Source organism: Dryocola baronae, from assembly GCF_051297175.1.
Lineage (GTDB): Bacteria > Pseudomonadota > Gammaproteobacteria > Enterobacterales > Enterobacteriaceae > Dryocola.
Genome location: NZ_JBINNY010000001.1, coordinates 4,317,357 through 4,341,494 on the forward strand (window position 1 = coordinate 4,317,357; position 24,138 = coordinate 4,341,494).

The following is a 24,138-nucleotide window of genomic DNA, read 5'->3' on the forward strand; positions in this document are numbered from 1 at the left end:
TGTTACCCTTTTTGCTTTGCAGGCTTGTCGGAGGAGACGAAGAAGCCCTCCAGCACGATGAGCGCCGCGCCGATGCAGATTGCGGTATCGGCCAGGTTGAAGGTGGCAAAGTGCCAGTCGCCGACGTAGAAGTCGATCATGTCGACCACAAAGCCGTGCCACAGCCTGTCGAACAGGTTGCCAAGCGCCCCGCCGATAATTAAAGCATAGGCGATATTGTTGAGCTTCTGGCTCGCTTTAGCGCGGTACATCAATACCGCCAGCACTACGCAGATACCGATAGCGATACCCGCGAAGAACCAGCGCTGCCAGCCGCCTTTATCAGCAAGGAAGCTAAACGCAGCGCCATAGTTACGGGCGTAGTGCAGGTTCAGCGACGGGAACAGGGATACGGTGTCCCCCAGCATGAAATGCTGGAGGATTAGGTATTTGCTGCCCAGATCGACGATTAACACCACGACCACCAGCCACAGCCAGCGCAGGCCGGTAGAAAGAATCGGTTTACTCATCAGGCAAATTTACGCTTTTCGCCGTCACCGGCTACGTTGCTGACACAGCGGCCGCAAATTTCTGCGTGTTCCGCTACCTTGCCAACGTCGGTAGTGTAATGCCAGCAACGCGGGCATTTCTCACCGTCGGCTTTACGCAGAGCGACTTTCAGACCTTTGAGAATTTCGCTGGCCTGAGCGTCTTCACCTGCCTGCGCATAATCCGCAACTTCGGCTTCGGAGGTCAACAGGACAAATCGTAATTCTTCGCCAAGGCTGTTCAGCTTCGCCGCCAGTTCGTTATCGGCGTACAGCGTGACCGCCGCTTCCAGAGAACCGCCTACACGTTTGTCAGCGCGAGCCTGCTCGATGACTTTGTTCACTTCGCCACGTACGGTCAGCAGGGTGTCCCAGTAGTCGTTGTTCATCGCTTCGCTGTCGGCCAGGCCGAACAGGCCTTCGTACCATTCACCGGTAAAGACGTATTGCTCGCGTTTGCCCGGCAGGTAGGCCCAGATTTCATCCGCGGTAAAGGACATGATCGGTGCCATCCAGCGAACCAGCGCTTCTGCGATGTGGAACAGCGCGGTCTGGCAGCTGCGGCGCGCCACGCTGTCGGCCTTCGCGGTGTACTGGCGATCTTTGATGATGTCGAGGTAGAACGAGCCCATTTCTACGGAGCAGAAGCGCATCAGGCGCTGAACCACTTCGTGGAAATCGTAGTTTTCGTAGGAAGCCAGGATATCGGCCTGCGCTTCTTGCGCACAGCCTACCGCCCAGCGGTCCAGGATAACCATATCTTCTGGTTTCACCATGTCGGTTTCAGGATTGAAGCCGTTCAGGTTGGCCAGCAGGAAACGCGCGGTGTTGCGGATACGGCGATAAGAGTCTGCCGCACGCTTGAGGATTTCGTCAGAAACCGCCATTTCACCGGTGTAATCGGTAGAAGCTACCCACAGACGCAGGATGTCCGCGCCCAGCTTGTTCATCACGTCCTGCGGAGAAACCGTGTTGCCGATGGATTTGGACATTTTGCGGCCCTGTCCATCAACGGTGAAGCCGTGGGTCAGCACCTGGCGGTACGGCGCTTTGCCCTTCATGGCGGTGGAGATCATCAGCGACGACATGAACCAGCCGCGATGCTGATCCGAACCTTCAAGATACATATCCGCCGCGTGGCCGTTGAATTCAGGGCGCACGTCTACCACGGAGGAATGGGTTGAGCCGGAGTCGAACCATACGTCCAGGGTGTCTGGCACTTTGGTATAGAGGTCGGCGTCGTCACCCATGATGTCGCGCGGGTCGAGATCCCACCACGCCTGGATGCCGTCTTGTTCAACGCGCTTGGCGACTTCTTCCATCAGTTCCAACGTGCGCGGGTGCAGTTCTTCCGTCTCTTTATGGACGAACAGGGACATTGGCACGCCCCAGGTACGCTGACGAGAGATACACCAGTCCGGGCGGTTAGCAACCATGGATTCGATGCGCGCCTGACCCCAGTCAGGGATCCACTGCACGTCTTTGATCTCTTTAAGAGACTGCGCGCGCAGCCCTTTTTGATCCATGCTGATAAACCACTGCGGCGTGGCGCGGAAGATGATCGGCGTTTTGTGACGCCAGCAGTGCGGGTAGCTGTGCAGCAGTTTTTCAACGTGCAGCAGCGCGCCTTTATCACGCAGGATATTGACGATCAGATCATTCGCCTTGAAGACCTGCACGCCGTCCAGACCTTCGTAGGTGCCAGGCAGGTAGCAGCCGTCAGGGCCAACCGGGTTGGCGATTTCCAGATTGTATTTCTGGCTGATCACGTAGTCGTCAGGGCCATGGCCGCCTGCGGTATGCACCGCGCCGGTACCCGCTTCCAGCGTAACGTGGTCGCCCAGGATCGCCGGAACGTCGAAGTTTAAGAATGGATGCTTATAGCGCGTCAGTTCCAGATCGGCACCCTTAGCGGTGCCCAGAACGGTCCACTCGGCGATTGCCGCGTTCTTCATTACGCTTTCGAGCAGATCTTTAGCCACGATCAGCGCCTGGCCTTCAACCTGCACCAGCACGTATTCGAATTCCGCATTGAGGGAAACCGCGCGGTTAGCTGGCAGGGTCCACGGCGTGGTGGTCCAGATGACCAGTGAAACCGGGCCGTTAACCTGCTCTGCGCCAAACTTCGCTTTCACCGCATCGGCATCAACGGCCTGGAAGTTGACGAAGATGGATGGTGAGGTTTTGTCGTAGTACTCAACTTCCGCTTCAGCAAGCGCTGAACGGCAGTCGACGCACCAGTGCACCGGTTTTGCACCTTTATGCAGGTGACCGTTGCCGATGATTTTGCCGAGCGCACGGATGATGTTCGCTTCGGTGTTGAAATCCATGGTCAGGTAAGGACGTGACCAGTCGCCCAGCACGCCTAAACGGATGAAGTCTTCACGCTGGCCGTTAACCTGCTCTGCCGCGTACTTGCGGCATTCCGCACGGAATTCCGCTGCGGTGACTTTCTCGCCTGGCTTACCGATCAGCTGCTCAACCTTCAGCTCGATTGGCAGACCGTGACAGTCCCAGCCCGGCACATACGGGGAATCAAAACCGGAAAGCCCTTTGGACTTCACGATAATGTCTTTCAGAATCTTGTTAACCGAGTGACCAATGTGAATGCTGCCGTTCGCGTAGGGAGGGCCATCATGCAGAATGAAGGATTTTTTGCCTTTTTTTGCATTACGGATGATGCCGTACAGGTCATCATCGTTCCAGCGCGCCAGCATGCCCGGTTCGCGTTTGGCGAGATCGCCACGCATCGGGAACCCTGTTTCCGGCAGGTTCAGGGTAGATTTAAAGTCACTCATTAGATTCTCGGTTCCGTATTCGGTGTTGAGGAAAGTCTGCTCAGGTGTTTGACCCGAAAAACTCGCGGGCTGTTACCACGTCTTTTGCGATTTGCGCCTTAAGTTCGTCAAGCGAGGCAAAGCGCTGTTCATTGCGTATCTTTTTACGCAGCACTACATCTATATGGCGCCCATACAGGTCCATTACAACGTCCAGTAAATGGACTTCTAACTGCTGGCGCATTCCCGCAACCGTTGGGCGGGTGCCAATGTTGGCGACGCCAGGAAGCAACTTATCGCCGAGGCCCGCTACTTCTACCGCATAAACCCCTTTAACCGGGGAAACCTGACGACGCAGCGGTAAGTTCGCCGTCGGGAAACCTATGGTGCGGCCCAGTTCATCACCGTGCACGACGCGCCCTGAGATGATGAACGGATGTCCAAGCAGGCTTTCGGCTAGCTGAAGATCGTCATCGGCCAGCGCCTGGCGCACCGCAGTACTGCTGATGCGCACGCCACCTTCACAAAAGGTCTGCGTGCTGGTGACGTCAAAACCGTATTCCAGGCCAGCCTTCTGTAATAACAAGAAATCCCCCTGGCGACCAGCGCCAAAGCGGAAATCATCCCCTACCGCGAGGAATTTCACCCCGAGGCGGTCGACCAGAAGATCGCTGACAAAGTTTTGCGCCGTTAGCGCGGCGAAGCGGCGGTCAAACCGAACGCAGAGCACGTAGTCCACGCCGCATTCGGCCAGGTAACGAAGCTTTTCGCGCAGCCTGGTGAGGCGGGCTGGCGATTTACCGGCGGCAAAAAGCTCGAGCGGCTGCGGTTCGAATATCATGACCATGACGGGCAGATTGCGCGCACGCCCTTCCGCACACAGGCCTTGTAGCAGAGACTTGTGGCCTCGATGCACGCCATCAAAATTACCAATGGTGAGGACACACCCGTGGTGACTCTGGCGTAAATTATGTATGCCGCGTATCAGCTTCATGGCTGGCTCAAAACAGTGGAAATCGGCGGATTATATCAACTACCACGATGAACGTTAACCAACGATTGACCCCTTTGGCATAAAGCTTTAAGGATTTCATTATGCTGACGGCAACTTTCCATGAGAAAGCGCGCCATTGAACGAATTTTGTTAGCGAAAGGCTGTATTCGCAGTCGTGAAGCTGGTAGAATCCGCGCCATCACAACGTAAGAGGTGCCCGAAGTTTAACGGCGCTTATTTGCACAAATCCATTGACAAAAGAAGGCTAACCGGGCATATTCCTCGGCCTTTGAATTGTCCACATAGATCATATTTGGGAGTTGGACCTTGGCTAATATCAAATCAGCTAAGAAACGTGCTGTACAGTCTGAAAAGGCTCGTAAGCACAACGCAAGCCGTCGCTCTATGATGCGTACTTTCATCAAGAAAGTATACGCAGCGATTGAAACTGGCGACAAAGCTGCTGCACAGAAAGCATTTAACGAAATGCAACCAATCGTGGATCGTCAGGCTAGCAAAGGTCTGATCCACAAAAACAAAGCTGCGCGTCATAAGGCTAACCTTACTGCGCAAATCAACAAACTGGCTTAATCGCCTTTCTGTTGTCAGCTTAAAAAAAACCGGCTAACGCCGGTTTTTTTATGCCTGAAATTCAGCTCTCTTTGAACAACGCCGAGTAATCCCTTTTACAGACGCGCTGCACCGCCGGGTGCTGAATCATGCGTTCCGCAAAGATGGCGTGATACTCCTCCATCACGTTCTCAATCCGCCCAATTTCCACAATATTTTCGTCGCTGTAAATGTCCTGCCCGTAGAGCGTTGGCGCAACGAAAATGGCGTTATGCGCGGCTCCGAAGGCTTTCATCAGGGCGGCATCGTCAAACTCACCCAGAATTTCAACTTTTAGCCCTTGGGTGTTAATCCAGTTGAGGATTTTGCGCCCGAGCATCGAGCGGCGGCCCGGAATCAGCAGACGCCTCGTTTCAAGACAGGCCGGGAACGGCAGCTCCGGCAGGGGGTTCTGACACCAGAAGCTGATCCCACACTCGCCAATTTTGACCGAGAACAGCCCCTCCTGCTGGGTTGAGTCAATCGGGCAATCGGAGATGATCATATCCAACTTATGCTGGCTGAGCTGTTCGAGCAGCATTTCGTGAGTGGACTCGAAGCAGCGCAGGTGGATTTGTTCATCTTCAACAACCGCGGCATCTAACACGCCGCTTACCAGACGCTTGGAAAGCGCATCGGCAATGCCGACATCGAATAGCAGACTGGATTCTTTGCGGTAGTTGACGATATCGAGCATTTCCTGGCTGAGGGTAAACATGCGGTCCGCATAGCGGAAAACCAGCTGCCCCAGCTCCGAAGGCTCAAGCCCGCGCCCTTTTCGCTTGAATAGCTTGCCGTCAAGACGTTCTTCCAGCGCTTTGATTTGGCCGGTGATAGTTTGCGGCGTCAGATACAGCGCTTCCGCAGCGCCGACCACCGAGCCTTCTTTACAGACCTGCCAGAAATAGTAGAGATGATTGTAATTGATGTGCGACACGCGCCGTCACTCCCTGAATGATTGTCCATTAACGGGCGGCAGCTGCCCGCCGCCCGCGTGAAAATTAGTTTTGCCCAGCTGATGATGAAAATCGATTTCTTAGCATACTGTACCCCACCACAGCGGAAAGCAACGATCCGAGAAGGATGCCGAGTTTCGCCCAGACGATAAGCGCCGGGTCAACGTCGCTGAAAGCAAGTGATGCAATGAAGATCGACATCGTAAACCCGATCCCGCACAGCACGCCCACGGCCATAATATCTTTAAACGTTGTGCCTTCCGGCAGGCTCGCCAGCTTCAGTTTCAAAGCAGCGAGGCTGAACAGGCCGATTCCCAGCGGCTTGCCGATAAACAGCCCGGCAATTATCCCCATCGGCAGCAATGATGTCAGCCCTTCCAGCGTCACGCCTGTCAGAGAAACGCCCGCGTTAGCAAACGCAAACAGCGGCAGAATCAAAAAGGCTACCCACGGGTGCAATATATGCTCAAGCTCGCGCGCGGGTGAGCGCCCTTCTTTTTCTTTCAGTGGGATAAGGAAACCAATAATCACCCCGGCAAGCGTTGCGTGAACGCCCGATTTAAGTACCGCCGTCCACAGCACCACGCCCACCATAATATAGAGACCCGTACGGCGGATGTTGCAGACATTCAATAATATCAGCACGGCAATGGCTCCTGCCGCAACGGCAAGCGACAGCAGCGACAAATCGCTGGTGTAAAACAGGGCGATGATAATGATTGCGCCAAGATCGTCGATAATGGCAAGCGCCATCAGGAAGACCTTTAACGCAACGGGTACGCGATTGCCCAACAGCGCCAGAATACCCAGCGCAAACGCAATGTCCGTTGCGGCCGGAATCGCCCAGCCTTCACGGGTAATGGGGTCCTGATAGTTGAAGATCAAATAGATTGCCGCAGGGATAACCATTCCACCGAGGGCTGCAATCATTGGGAAAGCGGCCTGACGACGGCTGGCCAACGATCCTTCAACCATTTCACGTTTTACCTCCAGGCCAATCATCAAAAAGAAGACAGCCATCAGCGCGTCGTTTACCCACAGCAGCAGGTTTTTACTGATATCCAGTGAACCGATGCGCACTTCGACAGGCGTTTCCAAAAAGGCCTGATAAAACCCGCTGGTAGAACCGAGGTTGGCTAATACCATTGCCATTACGGCGGCAACGATCAGCATGATGCCGCTTGCGGCATCGCCATGGAAAAAACGTTGTAGAGTTTTCGTCATTTTTTCATCCTAATTCAAGCAGCAGAAACAGTTACGCCACTGCCAGGTCGCCAAAATAACACCCGCGACACATCGAAAAAAGTAGATTATTTATGCTTTAATGATCGTTAATTGCGAACAATTCAATGAAACAACTCGGAATTAACGGGGATGGCGGGCGTGAACAAAGCTTAGTGAGAGATCGCTTGAAATGAGTCAAAAAAAATCAAAAAGCCCCGATAAAAATCGGGGCTGAATCGTAATGCTAACCGTATGGCAGATTAATAGGCGCCGAGATCGGTCCACGCCTTGGCCTGGCCGCAGTTCAGATCCGGCTGGTCGCCCTGGCTCCAGAAGTTAACAATGTAGTTGTGACCCTTCCAGCTAACGGTTTCAAACACGCCCCAATCCTGACCGTAGACGGTGTTTACATCCCACTGCGGGAATTCAGAAGCACCGGTGTCTGGAACTGGATCCGGCGTTGGTTCTGGAGTTGGTTCTGGAGTCGGTTCCGGCGTTGGCTCTGGAGTCGGTTCAACTTCAGTAGAAAGCGCAGGCATAACCGTTACGTCAAAACGCTGCTGTGAAGACGGCAGATTCTTGCTGTCGCGCACGAACAGGGTGAACTGGTAAGTCGTCTTTTCAGCCACCGCAGGAACGGTGAGCTCGATAACTGCTGCAGTTTTATCTGCAACGGTAATCGCCGCCGGTACGCCCCAGCTGTAGGTCAGCGCATCTTTATCTTCGTCGCTTGAACCTTTACCTGAAAGCTGCAGGGTAGAACCCCCAACGATGCTCATTTCGATAAGCGCAACTGGCGCATGGTTAACAACCGGTGCTGGCTCCTGATCTTCGTCGCCGGTGATGTTGATGCCTTCAAAATAGAATGGCTTCATATCGACAACCTGATCGATCACCTGGCAGCCGAGACCTTCACGGGCGGCGTTAACCAGCACGCCGTTATCCTGATCGATAGTCCAGGTGAACAGGCCGCCGAGGTTACGGCTTGCCGCATATTCGCCTTTTACCTTCACGGAACGTGGGGTATCAAGGGACATATACAGTTTGCTTTCTGGGTTGTAGAGGTAGTCAGCGTCAGCAACTTTGTCGGTATAAACGTTGAAGCCGTTACGGCCGCGCTGGTTTTCCAGATCCAGGTAGTTATAGATGGTGTCATACCATTCCGTAGAGCCTGACTCGAAGGTGCCGGTGGTGGTACCGGTGCCCGCTGAGTAAGTCCCTTTCAGTGGAGAGAACGTTTCAATTTCAGCATTACGTGCGTTACGTGAGTAAGCAGCATAGCCGATGTTAATGCGGTCAGACGGGAAGCCTTCAGCAATCAGGTAATCCACGACGGAATCAATGCCCCAGCCATCTTTAACCAGCGCTTTCAGGTTAGTGTGGTGAGTCAGGGATTCAGCCCAAGGCGTACCGAAGAAGTCATAGGTCATTACGTTAATGGCGTACAGGCCTGCGTCCAGCAGCGCTTTAACGTTGGAGTGACCCAGCACATCTACAACCGCAGAGCTTGCGATAGAAATTTTCACATCGCTGCGGCCAATGGCGGCCAGCTCTTTTTTGAGGTCGGCAATCAGCAGCGCGTAGTTGGCGCCGTCTTCCGGGCCAAACGGGTTGTTGTTACCCGCGTTGTTTGGATATTCCCAGTCGATGTCGACTTCGCTAAACATTGGGAACTGGTTAAACAGTTTTGCGACACCTTTAGCAAAAATGGTGCGGCTTGCAGCATCTTTAGACATGTTATGGAAGCCGTTACTCATGGTCCAGCCGCCGATGCTCATAGACAGCGCCAGTTCATGACCCTGCTGTTTAGCCGCAGCCTGCAGATTGCGCAGGCCACCGATCAGGCCTTTTGCCTGAGCCTGGGTTACCGTTGCGGGAGTAATATCAACCCAGCCAGCATCAACGTTACAGTTGGTGGTGGACTGGAAATCACCCCATGAATCCAGGAATGTTGGCTCAAAAGTCACTTTACCGAACTCGGCAGCTGCCGTTTGGATAGTCGCCTGTTTTTCGCCTTTATCACCGACGATGCCAATGAAGCCAAAAATGATTTTGTCATAGGCGGTTGGGGATACTTTCGCGAGGTCGAAACCGCGGCCACGGCCAGCAGGATTATCGTTATTCTGCAAACGACCGTCGTACTGGGACCAGTCGGTGAAATAACCGAACACTTTTGGCTTACCCGCTACGTTATATTTGTTGTAAACGGGATTCTGTACGCGAGCTGAAGTGTAGCTATATTTCTGCACTTCTACCGCTGGGTTAAAACCGTCTGCAGCGTTGCTGATTTCTGTGTAGGCATCGCCTTTAATTAACTTGCTAGTACTCATGATATTTACCTTAATTTAAAAGTTTATTGGGCAGCCCTTTGCTGCTGGGGAGCATCATGTCCTTAATCCCGCCACCTCACCAATCACTCCCACTCACATCACCTCATTTCTGTTTCAATGAATTATTTGAGGGATATAAATAGCGCTCAAAGGCCCATCAACGGGCAGCATCCGTCCAGATGAGGTAACAGATAACCCATTTTGATTAGAAAAATCCTTATGAATTAAATCCAATTTAACCGCAAATTAAGTCCAGTTTAATTAGGTGCGAAATTTGTGAGCCAGATCATTTATAGGACAAAAGATTAGCGGCTAATTTTGTTTCGCTGTGGATCCTTTTCATCCTCATTCTTAATATTCACTCACTCGCTGGCCAATTCCGGTCAACATGAAAAACAATCAGGAATAAAAATGAATAGGTATCTTATTAATCAAAACTGTGTGTATAACGAAGATAAGAATGAGCTGAAGAAAGCGGATAACTCTTGCGTCGTTAAAATGACATCCATGCGTTCACGCTGCTTAAGCTACATAATATCGCACGCTAAAAATGGCATTATCGAAAAAAGCCAGCTTACGACCGAACTGTGGGGCAATCGCGGACAGTTTGTTAGCGATGCAAACCTCACACAGATTCTTTATCTTATTCGCCGTGACTTAAAGTCATTGGGCATTAACGATCTGTTCGTCACCATCCCAAGGCAGGGTATTAAGGTTAACGACAGCATCAGCATCGATTGCATCGAAGACGAACAGAAAACGAAATTCAATATTAACCGCTGGCAGGTGGCCTTTATTGTCACACTGATCACGACGATTATTTCTCTGTTTAGCATTGTCGATATTACTTATTTCTAAACTCTCAATTAAGGTTAAAAAAATGAACAATCCCGTGATTGACGGCATCCTCACGCTTGAAGGTGGCTACGTAAATAATCCAGCTGATAAAGGTGGAGCAACGCATTGGGGCATCACTGAATCAACGGCGCGCGCCCACGGTTTCAAGGGTGACATGCGCGAGCTGACCCGCGATGAAGCCTATAGCATCATCGAACAGGATTACTGGATTAAGCCTGGGTTTGATAAACTTGCGCAGCTGTCTTTACCGCTAGCGTTTAAACTGTGCGATGCCGGAGTTAACATCGGCCCCGCTTATCCTGGTCGCTGGCTTCAGCAGTGGCTAAATCTATTTAATAAATGCCAAAAGAAATATGCTGATATCACCGTTGACGGTGCGCTGGGGCAAAAAACAATGCAGGCCCTGCAGGCGTTTTTATCCTGGAGAGGAAAGGAAGGTGAAGAGGTGCTGTTAAAGGCAATTAACTGTAGCCAGGGGCACTATTATCTTTCGATAACTGAAAAAAGAGAGGCCAACGAAGAGTTCATTTACGGCTGGTTAAAAGAAAGAGTAACGATTGAAGCTCGCTAGGCAAATCGTTAACGGGATACCGGGTATCCCGTTAACGATCGTTCACATAAACTTCTCCAGCAGTTTTTTTACCCGCTCGCCAAGTAGATTCAGAATAGGCGTAGCAAAAACGCCCCCTACTCCGGCAATCATGATAACCATGTAGATACTCATGTTGCGTTCTATAGCAATGGCACTGAGAATGAAACCTGTAAAACATGAGATAACAACGCTTGTTAAGCACTGTATAATGTTTTGATGTTTTTCATTCTTGCGGGCCTTTATCAAAAAGCCTACCACTCCACCCCAGCCGCTAATAATCATAACCGTGGTCAGCACTTCTAATTCAAGCAGCAGGACTTTTGTCCCTTCAATCTGTGTCGATACGTTCATAAAATCCTCAGTCAACTCTACGGACCCATTCCGCGAGGCGGTAAAGTAGCGCGTATAGACCGATCGGGAAAATCAAGAACAATCAAAAATCACTTAAGTATTATCGTTGAGGTGAATAACACAATAAAAGACGTGCTGCATTGCGCCATATATCACTTTCGAAATGATGCAAGCGTCTGAATCATACTTACAAACTCTTTAACGTAGACCGCTTTTTCACTTTGTCGGTGCCAGGAGGCATAAATTGGAACGGGTTTAAAGACCAGTTCAGCCGGGAGTTTGACCAGAGAAATTCTGGCGTTGTGTTTAGACTGGTAGAATTTAGCCAGCTTAAGAGGCAGCACCGCAATCATCGACGTATTTTCTATGACGTTGACAATACCGTGCAAGGAATCTGAACGATAGCCTATCTTCCTCACTCCGGTAAACAAATGATTAGAGTGGATAACGTCAAGTTCATCATTGTAATTAGATGTTTGAAGCGTGGAGTGATAAACCGCATGCAAATGGGAATAAAAATTATATAAATTCATGGAGTTGATTTCTGATAACGGATTATCGCTGCTGCAAATAGCTGTGTACTTCGAGAATTTATCAATTTTTAGGGTTTCGATATCAATGTCGGCCATTGATGTAGTGCTCACGACTAAATCGATATCCCCCACCAGCAGGAATTCTTTAATCTTATCGCTGGAGTAATTGCGGCCATGGAAATGGCTAATGCTAAATCGCTCGAAGGCCTCCATGCTGTGCATCTGGGATATATAATATTCTTGGCTGACTTCGCCACCCAAGATGGTGATGTTATGCAATGCGTGCGCTTGTTCAGCCATTTCTAATGTGGACTGAATACTCGTCATGACGTGAGAGAAAACACGATGAATCTCTTTTGCACGAACGGTTGGTGTCAGCCCCTGACGAGTTCTGATAAATAATTGTTCACTATAAAGATCTTGCAAACGCTGCATGGCAAAAGTAACGGCCGCTGGCGTGACCTGCAATCTTTGCGAGGCACGTTTGGCATTGCCCGCAGAAACGACAGCATCAAATATTTTGATTAAATTAAAATCAAATTCCTTTAGAGCGTTCTTACTCGTCACCGTTATATCACCACTTCTAGTGAGAAAGTGCTAAAAGTAGATATTAATTTGGGGAAAAGAAAATCTTCTTCTAACAAGTCAGGAGTTTAGTACACATCTACATAAGAAGATAACAATCACTCAAAAATCATTTAATTTTTATTTCCATCACTAAGATAATCCTTAAGCATAAATAAGTATTAGACGTTAAATCAAACGAAGTAATTATTCGAAGAGTTTACAAATAGTGGACGAAAAAAAAGCCTGATTTGCTCACAGTGGAACAAATCAGGCTTAAATGAAGATGCCTGCGGGCCAATCCCGAGGCGGGATCAGCTCGTCAAATCATCAAAGAACTTTTTAACGCCATCAAAGAAGCTTTTGGAACGCGGGCTGTTTTTCTCACCGCTTGGTCCGCCAAAGCTTTCATCCAAATCGCGCAGCAGCTGTTTCTGCTTTTCATTCAGGCTGACCGGCGTTTCCACGACGACGCGGCACAGCAGATCGCCCTGTGCACCACCACGAACGGATTTAACGCCTTTGCCACGCATTCTGAACAGTTTGCCCGTCTGCGTTTCGCCAGGCACTTTCAGCTTCACGCGACCATCAAGCGTAGGCACTTCAATCTCGCCGCCAAGGGCTGCCATAGCAAAGTTAATTGGCACTTCGCAATACAGGTTGTTGCCTTCACGTTCGAAGATCGGGTGCTGTTTGACCTGAACCTGAACATACAGATCGCCCGACGGCGCGCCGTGCTCACCTGCTTCACCTTCACCCGCCAGACGAATACGATCGCCGGTATCCACGCCAGCCGGAATTTTCACCGACAGGGTTTTGGTTTTTTCTACACGACCGTGGCCGTGACAGGTGTTGCAAGGATCTTTGATAATGGTGCCGCGACCCTGACAGTGCGGGCAGCTTTGCTGTACGGTGAAGAAGCCCTGGCGCATCTGCACCTGGCCTGCACCGTGACAGGTTGGACAAGTCTGCGGTTTAGAACCGGCCTTCGCACCGCTGCCGTGGCAAACATCGCACTCTTCAAGCGTTGGGATACGGATCTCTTTGGTGACGCCACGAACGGCTTCTTCAAGCGTCAGGTCCATGTTGTAGCGTAAATCGGAACCGCGAGAAGCGCGTTGACGACGGCCACCGCCGAAAATGTCACCGAATACGTCGCCAAAGATATCGCCAAAGTCGGCACCACCGCCGCCAAAGCCACCGTTGAAGCCGCCACCGCCGCCCATGCCACCTTGTTCAAACGCCGCATGACCATACTGGTCGTAGGCCGCGCGTTTTTGCTCGTCGGTGAGGATTTCGTAAGCTTCTTTGATCTCTTTAAACTTACCTTCGGCCTCTTTATCACCCTGGTTACGGTCCGGGTGGAATTTCATTGCGAGGCGCTTGTAAGCTTTTTTGATTTCACGCTCGTCCGCTGACTTCGGGACGCCCAAAACCTCGTAATAGTCTCTTTTCGCCATCTCTTTTTTCTGCCCTTAACATACGAGCACGGGCGTGGAGTAAACTCCGACGCCCGTGCCAGTTAATTACCCTGCATCAGGGCGATTATTTTTTGTCTTTAACTTCTTCGAACTCAGCGTCAACAACATCGTCTTCTTTGCCGGCGTTGGTCGCGTCTGCCGCGTTACCCGCCTGCTGTTCAGCGTGCTGCTGCTGTGCCAGTTCCATCAGCTTCTGGGAAACCTGCGCCAGAGCCTGCATTTTCGCTTCGATATCCGCTTTGTCTTCGCCTTTCAGAGAAGTTTCCAGCGCGCCCAGAGCAGATTCGATCGCAGTTTTGTCTTCAGCCGGCAGTTTGTCACCAGCTTCTTCAACCTGCTTACGCGTGCTGTGCAGCAAGTGGTCGCCCTGGTTGCGGGTCTGAACCAGCTCTTCGAACTTACGGTCAGATTCTGCGTTCGCTTCCGCGTCGCGTACCATTTTCTGGATTTCTTCTTCGTTCAGGCCAGAAGAAGCCTTGATGGTGATCTTCTGCTCTTTACCGCTGTTTTTGTCTTTAGCGGAAACGTGCAGGATACCATCGGCATCGATATCGAAGGTGACTTCGATTTGCGGCATGCCGCGCGGTGCCGGGCTGATACCATCCAGGTTGAACTGACCCAGAGACTTGTTATCAGACGCACGTTTACGTTCACCCTGAATCACATGGATGGTTACCGCAGACTGGTTGTCTTCAGCGGTAGAGAACACCTGGCTGTGTTTCGTTGGGATTGTGGTGTTTTTGTTGATGAGTGCAGTCATAACGCCGCCCATGGTTTCGATACCCAGAGACAGTGGGGTAACGTCCAGCAGCAGTACGTCTTTCACTTCACCCGTCAGAACACCACCCTGAACGGCCGCACCGATTGCAACGGCTTCGTCCGGGTTAACGTCTTTACGTGGTTCTTTACCAAAGAACTCTGCAACTTTTTTCTGCACCATTGGCATACGAGTCTGACCACCGACCAGGATAACGTCCTGGATGTCGGATACGGACAGGCCAGCATCCTGCAGCGCAACTTTCAGCGGATCGATTGAACGGTTTACCAGGTCTTCGACCAGGGATTCCAGTTTCGCACGCGTCACTTTGATGTTCATGTGTTTTGGACCGGTCGCGTCTGCAGTGATGTACGGCAGGTTCACGTCGGTCTGCTGTGCAGAAGACAGTTCGATTTTCGCTTTTTCAGCAGCTTCTTTCAGACGCTGCATCGCCAGCGGATCGTTACGCAGATCGATACCCTGATCTTTCTTGAACTCTTCTACCAGGTAGTTGATCAGACGGCTGTCGAAGTCTTCACCACCAAGGTGGGTATCACCGTTGGTTGCCAGAACTTCGAATGTTTTTTCGCCATCAACTTCATCGATTTCGATAATAGAGATATCGAAGGTACCACCACCCAGGTCGTAAACCGCGATGGTACGGTTGCCGACTTCTTTATCCAGACCGTAGGCCAGCGCCGCTGCGGTTGGTTCGTTGATGATACGTTTTACTTCCAGACCTGCGATACGACCGGCGTCTTTAGTTGCCTGACGCTGAGCATCGTTAAAGTATGCAGGAACGGTGATAACCGCTTCAGTTACCGGCTCACCCAGGTAATCTTCAGCCGTTTTCTTCATTTTCTTCAGCACTTCAGCAGAGATCTGCGGCGGTGCCATTTTCTGGCCTTTCACGTCAATCCATGCGTCGCCGTTGTCAGCGCCGATGATTTTGTACGGCATGATAGCTTCGTCACGCTGTACTTCTTCGTCCTGGAAACGACGGCCAATCAGGCGCTTAATCGCAAACAGGGTGTTCTGCGGGTTAGTCACTGCCTGACGTTTAGCCGGCTGACCAACCAGAGTTTCGCCATCCTGGGTATAAGCAATGATAGAAGGAGTGGTGCGGTCGCCCTCGGCGTTCTCCAGCACACGAGCCTTGTTACCATCCATGATTGCTACACAAGAGTTAGTTGTACCCAGGTCGATACCAATAATTTTACCCATCTAAACGTCTCCACTTAAAATTTGTTCGTCATGTGGTTGTGAACCTGTTATGCGGGCAAACAAGAGTGTTTCAACTGCCCAAACGTGTTTTTTTCCAGGTCCATCAACTGCGGTTGCATACAAGATGGGGTCAGCCAGCCCGCCATCAAGGGGCAAAGCAAAAAAAATTTTCATCACCACACCTGTTTAGATCATGGACTCTGGCCTGCCGCCTGATTATGATGCCGCGCCCCGCAGCCCTTTAATGGCTACGTGGCCTTAATACACACAATTAAACAGATGAATTTTTCAGAGGAACTATGGGCAACACTAAGTTGGCTAATCCAGCTCCCCTGGGCTTAATGGGCTTCGGCATGACCACCATTTTGCTCAACTTAACCAACAGCGGCTTGTTTGGTTTTGATATCACGATCCTGAGCATGGGGATCTTTTACGGTGGTTTGGCACAGATTTTTGCCGGTCTGATGGAGTACAAAAAAGGCAACACCTTTGGTGTGACCGCCTTTACCTCCTACGGCTCATTCTGGCTGACGTTAGTTGCCATTTTCCTGATGCCAAAAATGGGCCTGGGCGACGCGGCTAACGCGCACTTCCTCGGTGCCTACCTTGGCCTGTGGGGCGTGTTCACAGCGTTCATGTTCTTCGGCACCCTGCAAGCTGCTCGTATGCTCCAGTTCGTGTTCGCAAGCCTGACCGTGCTGTTTGCCCTGCTGTCTATCGGCCACTTTGCCGACAGCGAGAGCATTATTCACGTTGCTGGATGGGTTGGCCTGGTGTGTGGCGCAAGCGCTATTTACCTGGCGATGGGCGAAGTGCTCAACGAGCAGTTTGGCCGTACCGTGCTGCCAATCGGTGAAAAACACTAATTTTGCCCTTTAGGTAGAAACAAAAATGCGGAGGCTGGCCTCCGCATTTTTTTTAGGAATGTTGCAGCGGTCTTTCCACCACCACGTCCTCATGATTCAAATCCTTTCGCAGCCAAATCCCCAGCGCTAGCCCAACTAACGCCAGCGCCAGAACATACCAGGCCGGAGCCATCGGCGAAACGCCCATAAGCATGGTGACGAAGATTGGCGTCAGCCCGCCGAAAATAGCGTAGGAAACGTTGTAAGAGAACGAGATGCCGGTGAAGCGAACTTCGGCCGGAAATGCGCGCACCATAACAAAAGGCACCGCGCCTACCACTCCAACGCTTAGCCCAACCAGCCCGTAAAGCAGGAAGAGGTGTTCCGGGTGGCTCGCCGTCAGGTGATAAAACATCCAGCTGCACACCGCCAGCAGCAGGCTGCCGATGATAAAAGTTTTGCTCGCGCCGATACGGTCAATAACTAGCCCCGCCATGATACAGCCGATGCACAGCATAATCGTGGCGATGCTGTTCGCCTGAAGCGTCAGCGCCGGGGCAATGCCAAGCTGTTTTTGCAGCCAGGTGGGTGCCATCAGGATCACCACCACAATCCCCGCCGACAGCAGCCAGGTGAGCAGCATGGAAATCACCACGGCCTTTTTGTGATTCACCACCACCGACTTCAGCGGCAGCTCTTCGGCCAGCGCTTTGCGTTTTTGCATCTCGATAAAGATCGGCGTTTCCTGCAGCCAGCGGCGCAGGTACATCGCCACCAGCCCAAAGACGCCGCCGATAAAGAACGGGATACGCCAGCCGCCGTCGTGAATAGCCTCCTGGGTCATCGCCGTGTTGATGATGGTGGCGACGACTGAACCTAGCAAAATGCCGACGGTTAAACCCGCCGTCAGCGCTCCGCAGGCAATGCCGATACGTTTATAGGGAACGTGTTCAGCAACGAACACCCAAGCTCCCGGCACTTCACCGCCGATGGCCGCGCCCTGAAGCACGCGCATCAGGAGCAATAAAAGAGGTGCGGCGATGCCAAGCGTGGCGTAGGTCGGCAGCAGTCCGATGGCGAGCGTCGGTAGCGCCATCAGCAAAATGCTCAGGGTGAACATTTTTTTGCGCCCGACGAGATCGCCAAAGTGCGCCATCACGATGCCGCCCAGCGGGCGAGCCAGATAACCGGCGGCAAAAATACCAAAGGTCTGCACCTGACGGAGCCATTCGGGAATATCCGCAGGGAAGAAAAGCGCCCCGACTACGGTGGCGAAAAAGACGAAGATAATGAAGTCGTAGAATTCGAGCGCACCGCCGAGGGCGGCGAGGGTCAGGGTTTTATAATCCTGACGGTTCAGAGGTCTTGCCTGTTGTGATAAAGCTGGCCGTGCTGCAGAAGTTTGTATCGACATAAGAAACCGCGCGTAAAGAGGAGTGTGATAATTATTTTCCGTTTAGCTGTAAAGCAAACATGACTATAACGGTTAAATATCAACACTCCATAGGCGCTGCATTTTATATCAGAAACACCATGACTTTAGGATTTTGTCTCGCGACGCGCGCTCTTAGGGCGAAAAGCTGCTACTACGTCGTCATTTGTTTCGACGTATGGCCCATCCAGAAGCTGTACACAATACGGTACACTCGCAAAAATTCCCGGCACCACGACCTTGCCGTTCTCATCTTTCACCCCTTCCAGCGTTTCCTGGATGGACTTCGGCTGGCCCGGTAAATTCAGGATCAGCGCCTGTTTGCGAATAACGCCAACCTGGCGGGAAAGAATCGCCGTCGGCACAAAGTGCAGGCTGATCTGGCGCATCTGCTCGCCGAAGCCCGGCATTTCGCGGTCGGCGATGGCAAGCGTCGCGTCAGGCGTGACGTCGCGCCGCGCCGGGCCGGTTCCACCCGTGGTCAGCACGAGATGACAGGCCATTTCATCCACCAGCTCGCACAGCGTTTGTTCGATGATCGGCTGCTCGTCTGGGATCAGGCGGGTTTCAATCTGGAAAGGAGTGGTCAGGGTACGTTCCAGCCATTCGGCAAGCGCCGGAATGCCTTTGTCCTGATAAACGCCGCTTGAGGCGCGGTCAGAGATGGAAACTAAACCAATGCGTAAGGTATTCATATCATTCCCGGGAAATCAGCAAACTTGAGCGGAATGATACACGGTGGGGGGAGTTGCAGACAGGGTATAACGCTAAAAAGCGCGGCCGGTAAACCCGGCCACGCCAATGATTACAGCAGGTCGCCGATCATTTTTTCCAGTTTTTCCTGGTCGATAGCAAACTTACGGATACCGTCCGCCAGTTTATCAACGGCCATTGGATCCTGGTTGTGCTGCCACAGGAACTGGGATTCGGTGATGCGCTCAGGGCGTGCTTTCACATCGCCGCTGTAGGCCAGCTTACGCTCAACTGCGCCTTCGCTTTCAGCCAGCTCTTTAAGCAGCGCTGGAGCGATAGTCAGACGGTCACAGCCTGCCAGCTCAAGAATTTCACCCAGGTTACGGAAGCTTGCGCCCATTACGACAGTTTCGTAGCCGTGCTGTTTGTAGTACTGGTAGATTTCAGCAACGGACACCACGCCAGGATCTTCCTGCGGCGCGTACTCTTTCTTGTCGGTGTTAGCTTTGTACCAGTCGAGGATACGGCCAACAAACGGTGAAATCAGGAACACGCCAGCTTCCGCACAGGCGCGAGCCTGAGCGAAGGAGAACAGCAGTGTCAGGTTACAGTTGATGCCTTCTTTTTCCAGCTGCTCAGCGGCACGGATGCCCTGCCAGGTAGAAGCCAGTTTGATCAGAATGCGATCGTTGCTGATGCCCGCGTCGTTATACAGTTTGATCAGACGTTTGGCTTTCGCGATGCTGGCTTCGGTGTCGTAGGACAGACGAGCATCCACTTCTGTAGAGATGCGGCCCGGGATCAGTTTCAGGATTTCCAGACCAATGTTCACAGCCAGTTTGTCAGTTGCGTCTACAACCTGCTGAGCGCGATCGCTGCTCTGCTCGCGCGCCCACGCCACCGCATCGTCAATCAGCTTGCGGTATTCAGGGATCTGCGCGGCGTTCAGAATCAGGGAAGGGTTAGTAGTAGCATCCTGCGGCTGGTACAGCTTCATTGCCGCGATATCCCCGGTGTCCGCAACCACTGTGGTTAGCTGACGCAGGGAGGTCAATTTATCCGTCATGATAGTGTTTCTCGTTAGGTGTAACTTGTTAGGGGGATGTAACCGGTCTTGCCTGATGATATCACGACGCAAGTCAGGTGCAACCGTAGCAATACGCCCCCAGCCGGTCGAAGGATATATGATAAACTCGCTATAATATTTGCCTGCGATGTAATGGACTGCGCGTTGTCGACGCCTCATGGTCGAGCTCATCACGCATCGACAAGAGGGATGTTAATGATCGATTTTCTTCAGTTTATCAACGAGGTGCTCTGGGGCTCGGTGCTGATTTATCTGCTACTGGGCGCGGGCATCTGGTTTACCTTCCGCTGCGGTTTTGTGCAGCTACGTTATTTGAAGCAGTGGCGTTCGCTCATCTGCCCGCCGCAGGCACCGGATAAATCCGGGATTTCCCCCTTTCAGGCTCTTTGCACCAGCCTTGCCGCACGCGTCGGCAGCGGCAACCTTACGGGCGTGGCGCTGGCGCTCACCATCGGCGGGCCGGGCGCGATTTTCTGGATGTGGGTCGTGGCGTTCATCGGTATGGCGACCTCGTTCGCTGAATGCTCGCTGGCCCAGCTCTACAAAAGCCGCGACAGCGAAGGCAACTATCGCGGCGGCCCGGCCTGGTATATGGATCGCGGCCTTGGCATGCGCTGGATGGGGGTAATGTTCTCCGTCTTTCTGATGCTCGCCTTCGGCCTTATCTTCAATGCCGTGCAGGCAAACTCCATCGCCAGCGCGGTCAACCACGCGTTTGCCATCCCCAGAACCTGGGTCGGCATCCTTCTGGTGATCCTGACCGGCGGCGTTATCTGGGGCGGCCTGCGCGGCGTGGCGCGTCTTTCGCAATACCTGATGCCGTTCATGTCCGTAGCCTGGATCCTGATGAGCCTGTACGTGGTGGCGCTACATATTGAACGCCTGCCGGACGTCGTGACGCTGGTGATTAAAAGCGCCTTTGGCTGGCATCAGGCGGCCTCCGGCGCGCTGGCGTTTACCCTCAGCCAGGCCATTACCACAGGCTTCCAGCGCGGGATGTTTTCAAACGAAGCGGGCATGGGCTCCACGCCCAACGCCGCCGCTGCCGCATCCGCCTGGCCGCCGCATCCCGCCGCGCAGGGGCTGGTGCAAATGTTCGGCGTACTGATTGATACCGTCATTATCTGCTCGGCCACGGCGGCAATCGTGCTTTTCTCCGGCATGCTCGACGGCGGCACCACCAATGCAGGCGGCGTTGCCCTCGTGCAAATCGCGCTTAGCAGCATGATTGGTAGCTGGGCGTCAGGCTTTATCGCCTTCATCGTGTTTTTATTCGCCTTCACCTCTATCGTGGCGAACTACGCCTACGCCGAAAACAACCTTTTCTTCCTGCGTAAAAACGGCCCTTTCGCGCTGGTGCTTTTCCGCTGCCTGGCCTTAGTGATGGTGATGTTCGGAACGCTTTCGCCTCTGCCGCTGGTCTGGCAGCTAGCCGACGTGGCAATGGCGTTTATGGCGATGACGAATCTAAGCGCTATCCTGCTGCTGTCGCCTGTAGTTCGTGACTTAGCCAGAGACTATCTGCGCCAGCAGCGTCTTGGCGTCACGCCCGTTTTTGACCCGAATCGCTTCCCTGAAATTAAAAGCCAGCTTGCGCCCGGCGTGTGGGAAGCGCCGTCGACGACAAAACCCCGGCGTTAATTGCAGCCATTGGCCGATACTTTCAGGAAATTTGCTAAAGTAGCCGGTAAAAACCGCAAGGAGCAAACATGCTAATTGTCATTTCACCTGCTAAAACACTTGATTATCAAAGCGATATTCCTACAAATCGCTATACGCAGCCGGAGCTGCTCGAGCATTCTCAGCAGCTTATCGGCATTGCCCGTAAGCTGAGCGCGCCGCAAATCTCCACGCTAATGAGCATCAGCGACAAGCTGGCCTCGCTTAACGCAACGCGATTCCATGACTGGCACCCGGACTTCATCCCGCAGAATGCCCGCCAGGCGATTCTGGCTTTTAAGGGCGACGTCTATACCGGCCTTAAGGCGGAAGAGTTCAGCGAAGCTGATTTTGATTTTGCCCAACGGCATTTGCGCATGCTTTCCGGCCTTTACGGCGTGCTGCGCCCGCTGGACCTGATGCAGCCGTACCGGCTTGAAATGGGCATTCGACTGGAAAACCCGAAAGGCAAAGATCTCTATCAGTTCTGGGGCGATACCATCACCGACAAGCTGAACCAGACGCTGGCGTCCCAAGGCGATAACATCCTGATTAACCTGGCCTCAGACGAGTATTTCAAATCGGTTAAGCCGAAGAAGCTGCAGGCTGAAATTATCAAGCCCGTGTTCCTGGATGAGAAGAACGGCAAGTTTAAAGTGATCAGCTTCTACGCCAAAAAGGCGCGCGGTTTGATGAGCCGCTATATCATCGAAAACCGGCTCACCAAGCCCGAACAGCTGACCGCGTTTAACACCGATGGCTACTTCTTTGATGAAGCTGCCTCCAGCAAAAACGACCTGGTGTTCAAGCGCCACGAGCAATAAAGCGCTGCGGGCGAGCAATTTCACCCGCCCTGCTCTCAGTGATGGTGCCGATCGCGATCGTGATGACCATTATCATGACGATCGCGATCGCGGTGGTCGTCATGATGGCCATGCGGCTGCCAGCGGTTTTCACGCCATTCGTAATGATTCCCCCACCAGCTACGGTCGCGCCAGTGGCCGCCGTCCCAGTAGTTGCCGTGTCTGTCCTGGTCACCGATCTGCAGTTTTACCGCAGGCAGCAGCGTGATTTCGGAAGCCTGTACGGCAAGAGGAGTCACCACCAGAATCGATAACGCCAAAGCAATTGATTTCAACATAAGTCACTCCTTAAAAATTCATACCCGCTATGGGTCGTTAGAGAGAGCTTATGACGATCGGCGCGGTGTTGTTATCCTCTGCAATCCTAATATCTAAGTGCCCGCATTTTATGGGAATTTCTGCTATTTCCCTCCTCGATTTCTGCTTAATTCCTCCATAATTGAGGCGAAAAAAAACCACCCATTAGGGTGGTTTGCATTGTCGTTATTGCGCCCTTAAGCCTTCGCCATCATCAGCTTGCGCAGCTCGGCGAAATCGGCAGGAAGATTATGCGAGAGCAGCGGCAGATCGGCGCGGGACGCCAGCTCTTGCGGCAGCGCCAGCGGTTCGCCGAGGATCTCTTCCACGCTCTCTTTAAACTTCGCCGGATGCGCGGTTCCGAGGAACAGGCCGTATTCGCCCGGCTGCAGCTGGTCGCGCAGCGCACGGTAGGCAATCGCCGCGTGAGGTTCAGAAACGTAGCCCACGGCTTTCAGCTCGTGCATCGTCGCCTTCGTCGTTTCATCGCTTACCGCCGCATAGCCGAGATCGGTCAAACGCCAGATTTTACGGCGGAACAGCTCCTCAACGCGCGGCCAGTTGTTTGGCTGGCTAACGTCCATCGCGTTGGAAAGCGTGGCAACGGTCGTTTTCGGCGTCCATTTTCCGTCGGCCAGGAAGCGTGGAACGGTGTCGTTGGCGTTGGTCGCGGCGATAAAGCGCTTGATCGGCAGGCCGAGCGACTTCGCCAACAGGCCCGCCGTCAGGTCGCCAAAGTTACCGCTCGGGACGGAAACCACCAGCTGGTTGCGGGCTTCCTGCGGCAGCTGCGCAACCGCTTCGAAGTAGTAGCAAATCTGCGCCAGCAGGCGGCTGATATTAATGGAGTTGGCGGAGTTGAGCCCCAGCGCAACCTTCAGCTCTTCATCGTCGAACGCCTGCTTGACCAGCGCCTGGCAGGCATCAAAATCGCCGTCGATAGCCACGGTTTCAATGTTGCCGCCCAGGGTGCAGAACAGCTTTTCCTGCAGCGGGCTGATTTTGCCACGCGGGTAGAGAATAACGACGCGCACGTTTTTCAGGCCGTAGAAGGCATGAGCCACCGCAGCACCCGTATCGCCGGAGGTTGCGGTAAGAATCGTTACCGGCTTATCGCCGCTGATGTGGGTCAGCATCTGCGCCATAAAGCGCCCGCCGAAATCTTTGAAGGCAAGCGTCGGGCCGTGGAACAGCTCAAGGCAGCCGATGTCCGGCTCAACGCTTTTCACCGGAGCCGGGAAGGCGAAGGCGGCACGCACGCGCGCTTCAAGCTGATCCTGCGGAATTTCATCACCGATAAATGCGGAGAGGATCTTGCTGCTGCGCGTGACGAAATCCATTTTCAGCATTTCGTCGATTTCGGTCAGTTCGAACTCTGGCAGATCGTGGGGGAAAAACAGCCCCTGCTGCCTGCCCAGGCCCTGCGTGATCGCCTGGGCGAAGTTGACCTGCTCGTTATGATCTTTAAGGTTATACAGTTTCATT

22 protein-coding genes are annotated in these 24,138 nt (G+C 52.8%); 6 read left to right on the forward strand and 16 right to left on the reverse strand.

All coding sequences use genetic code 11. From position 1 onward, the window contains the following. Positions 1 to 2: 2 nt before the first annotated feature. From lspA to ribF, 3 genes are read right to left on the reverse strand one after another with little or no spacing between them, the layout of a single operon-like run. Positions 3 to 509 carry a signal peptidase II gene (gene lspA, locus ACSPHG_RS20380; RefSeq protein ID WP_435955303.1) on the reverse strand — a complete coding sequence of 169 codons (507 nt, stop codon included), beginning with the start codon at positions 507 to 509 and terminating at the stop codon, positions 3 to 5. Further along, complete coding sequence (gene ileS, locus ACSPHG_RS20385; protein WP_435955304.1) at positions 509 to 3,325, reverse strand: isoleucine--tRNA ligase; 2,817 nt, start codon at positions 3,323 to 3,325, stop codon at positions 509 to 511. Before ileS ends, lspA begins: the two co-directional genes overlap by 1 nt. Before the next feature lie 40 nt (positions 3,326 to 3,365). Beyond that, positions 3,366 to 4,298, reverse strand: coding sequence for a bifunctional riboflavin kinase/FAD synthetase (gene ribF, locus ACSPHG_RS20390; protein ID WP_435955306.1), 933 nt, complete (start codon positions 4,296 to 4,298; stop codon positions 3,366 to 3,368). Positions 4,299 to 4,625: 327 nt separating this feature from the next. On the opposite strand from ribF, the gene rpsT reads away from it, so the two are divergent. Beyond that, positions 4,626 to 4,889, forward strand: coding sequence for a 30S ribosomal protein S20 (rpsT, locus tag ACSPHG_RS20395; protein ID WP_039897887.1), 264 nt, complete (start codon positions 4,626 to 4,628; stop codon positions 4,887 to 4,889). Between the two features lie 61 nt (positions 4,890 to 4,950). Here the strand turns inward: rpsT and nhaR are convergent, their stop codons facing one another. The 3 genes from nhaR to ACSPHG_RS20410 form a co-directional block, all read right to left on the reverse strand. Beyond that, positions 4,951 to 5,844: a transcriptional activator NhaR gene (gene nhaR / locus ACSPHG_RS20400; RefSeq protein WP_435955307.1), complete on the reverse strand. Its 894-nt coding sequence runs from the start codon at positions 5,842 to 5,844 to the stop codon at positions 4,951 to 4,953. Positions 5,845 to 5,908: 64 nt separating this feature from the next. After that, positions 5,909 to 7,087, reverse strand: coding sequence for a Na+/H+ antiporter NhaA (gene nhaA, locus ACSPHG_RS20405; RefSeq protein ID WP_435955308.1), 1,179 nt, complete (start codon positions 7,085 to 7,087; stop codon positions 5,909 to 5,911). 260 nt (positions 7,088 to 7,347) lie between these two features. Beyond that, on the reverse strand, positions 7,348 to 9,417 hold the full coding sequence (locus ACSPHG_RS20410; protein ID WP_435955309.1) for a glycoside hydrolase family 18 protein: 2,070 nt from the start codon (positions 9,415 to 9,417) through the stop codon (positions 7,348 to 7,350). A 411-nt stretch (positions 9,418 to 9,828) separates the two neighbouring features. On the opposite strand from ACSPHG_RS20410, the gene ACSPHG_RS20415 reads away from it, so the two are divergent. Beyond that, positions 9,829 to 10,275 carry a winged helix-turn-helix domain-containing protein gene (locus tag ACSPHG_RS20415; RefSeq protein ID WP_435955310.1) on the forward strand — a complete coding sequence of 149 codons (447 nt, stop codon included), beginning with the start codon at positions 9,829 to 9,831 and terminating at the stop codon, positions 10,273 to 10,275. Between the two features lie 22 nt (positions 10,276 to 10,297). Further along, positions 10,298 to 10,846 (forward strand): glycoside hydrolase family 108 protein, encoded by a 549-nt coding sequence (locus ACSPHG_RS20420; protein WP_435955311.1) that lies wholly within the window; start codon positions 10,298 to 10,300, stop codon positions 10,844 to 10,846. A gap of 42 nt (positions 10,847 to 10,888) precedes the next feature. On the opposite strand, the gene ACSPHG_RS20425 is transcribed toward ACSPHG_RS20420, so the two are convergent. From ACSPHG_RS20425 to ACSPHG_RS20445, 5 genes are all read right to left on the reverse strand, one after another. Next, positions 10,889 to 11,218 carry a phage holin family protein gene (locus ACSPHG_RS20425; protein WP_435955313.1) on the reverse strand — a complete coding sequence of 110 codons (330 nt, stop codon included), beginning with the start codon at positions 11,216 to 11,218 and terminating at the stop codon, positions 10,889 to 10,891. A gap of 152 nt (positions 11,219 to 11,370) precedes the next feature. Continuing rightward, a complete protein-coding gene (locus ACSPHG_RS20430) occupies positions 11,371 to 12,318 on the reverse strand; it encodes a LysR family transcriptional regulator (protein ID WP_435955314.1) in 948 nt (315 codons plus the stop codon). A gap of 311 nt (positions 12,319 to 12,629) precedes the next feature. After that, positions 12,630 to 13,775: a molecular chaperone DnaJ gene (gene dnaJ, locus ACSPHG_RS20435; RefSeq protein ID WP_435955315.1), complete on the reverse strand. Its 1,146-nt coding sequence runs from the start codon at positions 13,773 to 13,775 to the stop codon at positions 12,630 to 12,632. An 85-nt stretch (positions 13,776 to 13,860) separates the two neighbouring features. Beyond that, positions 13,861 to 15,777 (reverse strand): molecular chaperone DnaK, encoded by a 1,917-nt coding sequence (gene dnaK / locus ACSPHG_RS20440; RefSeq protein WP_435955316.1) that lies wholly within the window; start codon positions 15,775 to 15,777, stop codon positions 13,861 to 13,863. After that, positions 15,778 to 15,951, reverse strand: a complete 174-nt coding sequence (locus ACSPHG_RS20445; protein ID WP_435955317.1) for a hypothetical protein — start codon at positions 15,949 to 15,951, stop codon at positions 15,778 to 15,780. A 125-nt stretch (positions 15,952 to 16,076) separates the two neighbouring features. Between ACSPHG_RS20445 and satP the strand changes: the two genes are divergently transcribed. Next, the gene (gene satP, locus ACSPHG_RS20450) at positions 16,077 to 16,643 is read left to right on the forward strand and encodes an acetate uptake transporter (RefSeq protein WP_435955318.1); all 567 of its coding nucleotides are present in this window, start codon (positions 16,077 to 16,079) and stop codon (positions 16,641 to 16,643) included. Between the two features lie 52 nt (positions 16,644 to 16,695). On the opposite strand, the gene ACSPHG_RS20455 is transcribed toward satP, so the two are convergent. From ACSPHG_RS20455 to tal, 3 genes are all read right to left on the reverse strand, one after another. Beyond that, positions 16,696 to 18,036, reverse strand: coding sequence for an MFS transporter (locus ACSPHG_RS20455; protein WP_435955319.1), 1,341 nt, complete (start codon positions 18,034 to 18,036; stop codon positions 16,696 to 16,698). 125 nt (positions 18,037 to 18,161) lie between these two features. Next, entirely contained in the window at positions 18,162 to 18,749 is a 588-nt protein-coding gene (gene mog / locus ACSPHG_RS20460; protein ID WP_435955320.1) for a molybdopterin adenylyltransferase, read from the reverse strand. A 110-nt stretch (positions 18,750 to 18,859) separates the two neighbouring features. Then, the gene (gene tal / locus ACSPHG_RS20465) at positions 18,860 to 19,813 is read right to left on the reverse strand and encodes a transaldolase (RefSeq protein ID WP_435955321.1); all 954 of its coding nucleotides are present in this window, start codon (positions 19,811 to 19,813) and stop codon (positions 18,860 to 18,862) included. 216 nt (positions 19,814 to 20,029) lie between these two features. On the opposite strand from tal, the gene ACSPHG_RS20470 reads away from it, so the two are divergent. Next, positions 20,030 to 21,475: an alanine/glycine:cation symporter family protein gene (locus ACSPHG_RS20470; RefSeq protein ID WP_435955322.1), complete on the forward strand. Its 1,446-nt coding sequence runs from the start codon at positions 20,030 to 20,032 to the stop codon at positions 21,473 to 21,475. A 68-nt stretch (positions 21,476 to 21,543) separates the two neighbouring features. Beyond that, the gene (gene yaaA, locus ACSPHG_RS20475) at positions 21,544 to 22,317 is read left to right on the forward strand and encodes a peroxide stress protein YaaA (protein WP_435955323.1); all 774 of its coding nucleotides are present in this window, start codon (positions 21,544 to 21,546) and stop codon (positions 22,315 to 22,317) included. 35 nt (positions 22,318 to 22,352) lie between these two features. Here yaaA and ACSPHG_RS20480 read toward each other — a convergent pair whose 3' ends face one another. Together ACSPHG_RS20480 and thrC are read right to left on the reverse strand one after the other, a co-directional pair. Beyond that, on the reverse strand, positions 22,353 to 22,634 hold the full coding sequence (locus ACSPHG_RS20480) for a DUF2502 domain-containing protein (RefSeq protein ID WP_435955324.1): 282 nt from the start codon (positions 22,632 to 22,634) through the stop codon (positions 22,353 to 22,355). Between the two features lie 216 nt (positions 22,635 to 22,850). Continuing rightward, positions 22,851 to 24,137: a threonine synthase gene (gene thrC / locus ACSPHG_RS20485; RefSeq protein ID WP_435955325.1), complete on the reverse strand. Its 1,287-nt coding sequence runs from the start codon at positions 24,135 to 24,137 to the stop codon at positions 22,851 to 22,853. Between the last annotated feature and the right edge of the window lies 1 nt (position 24,138).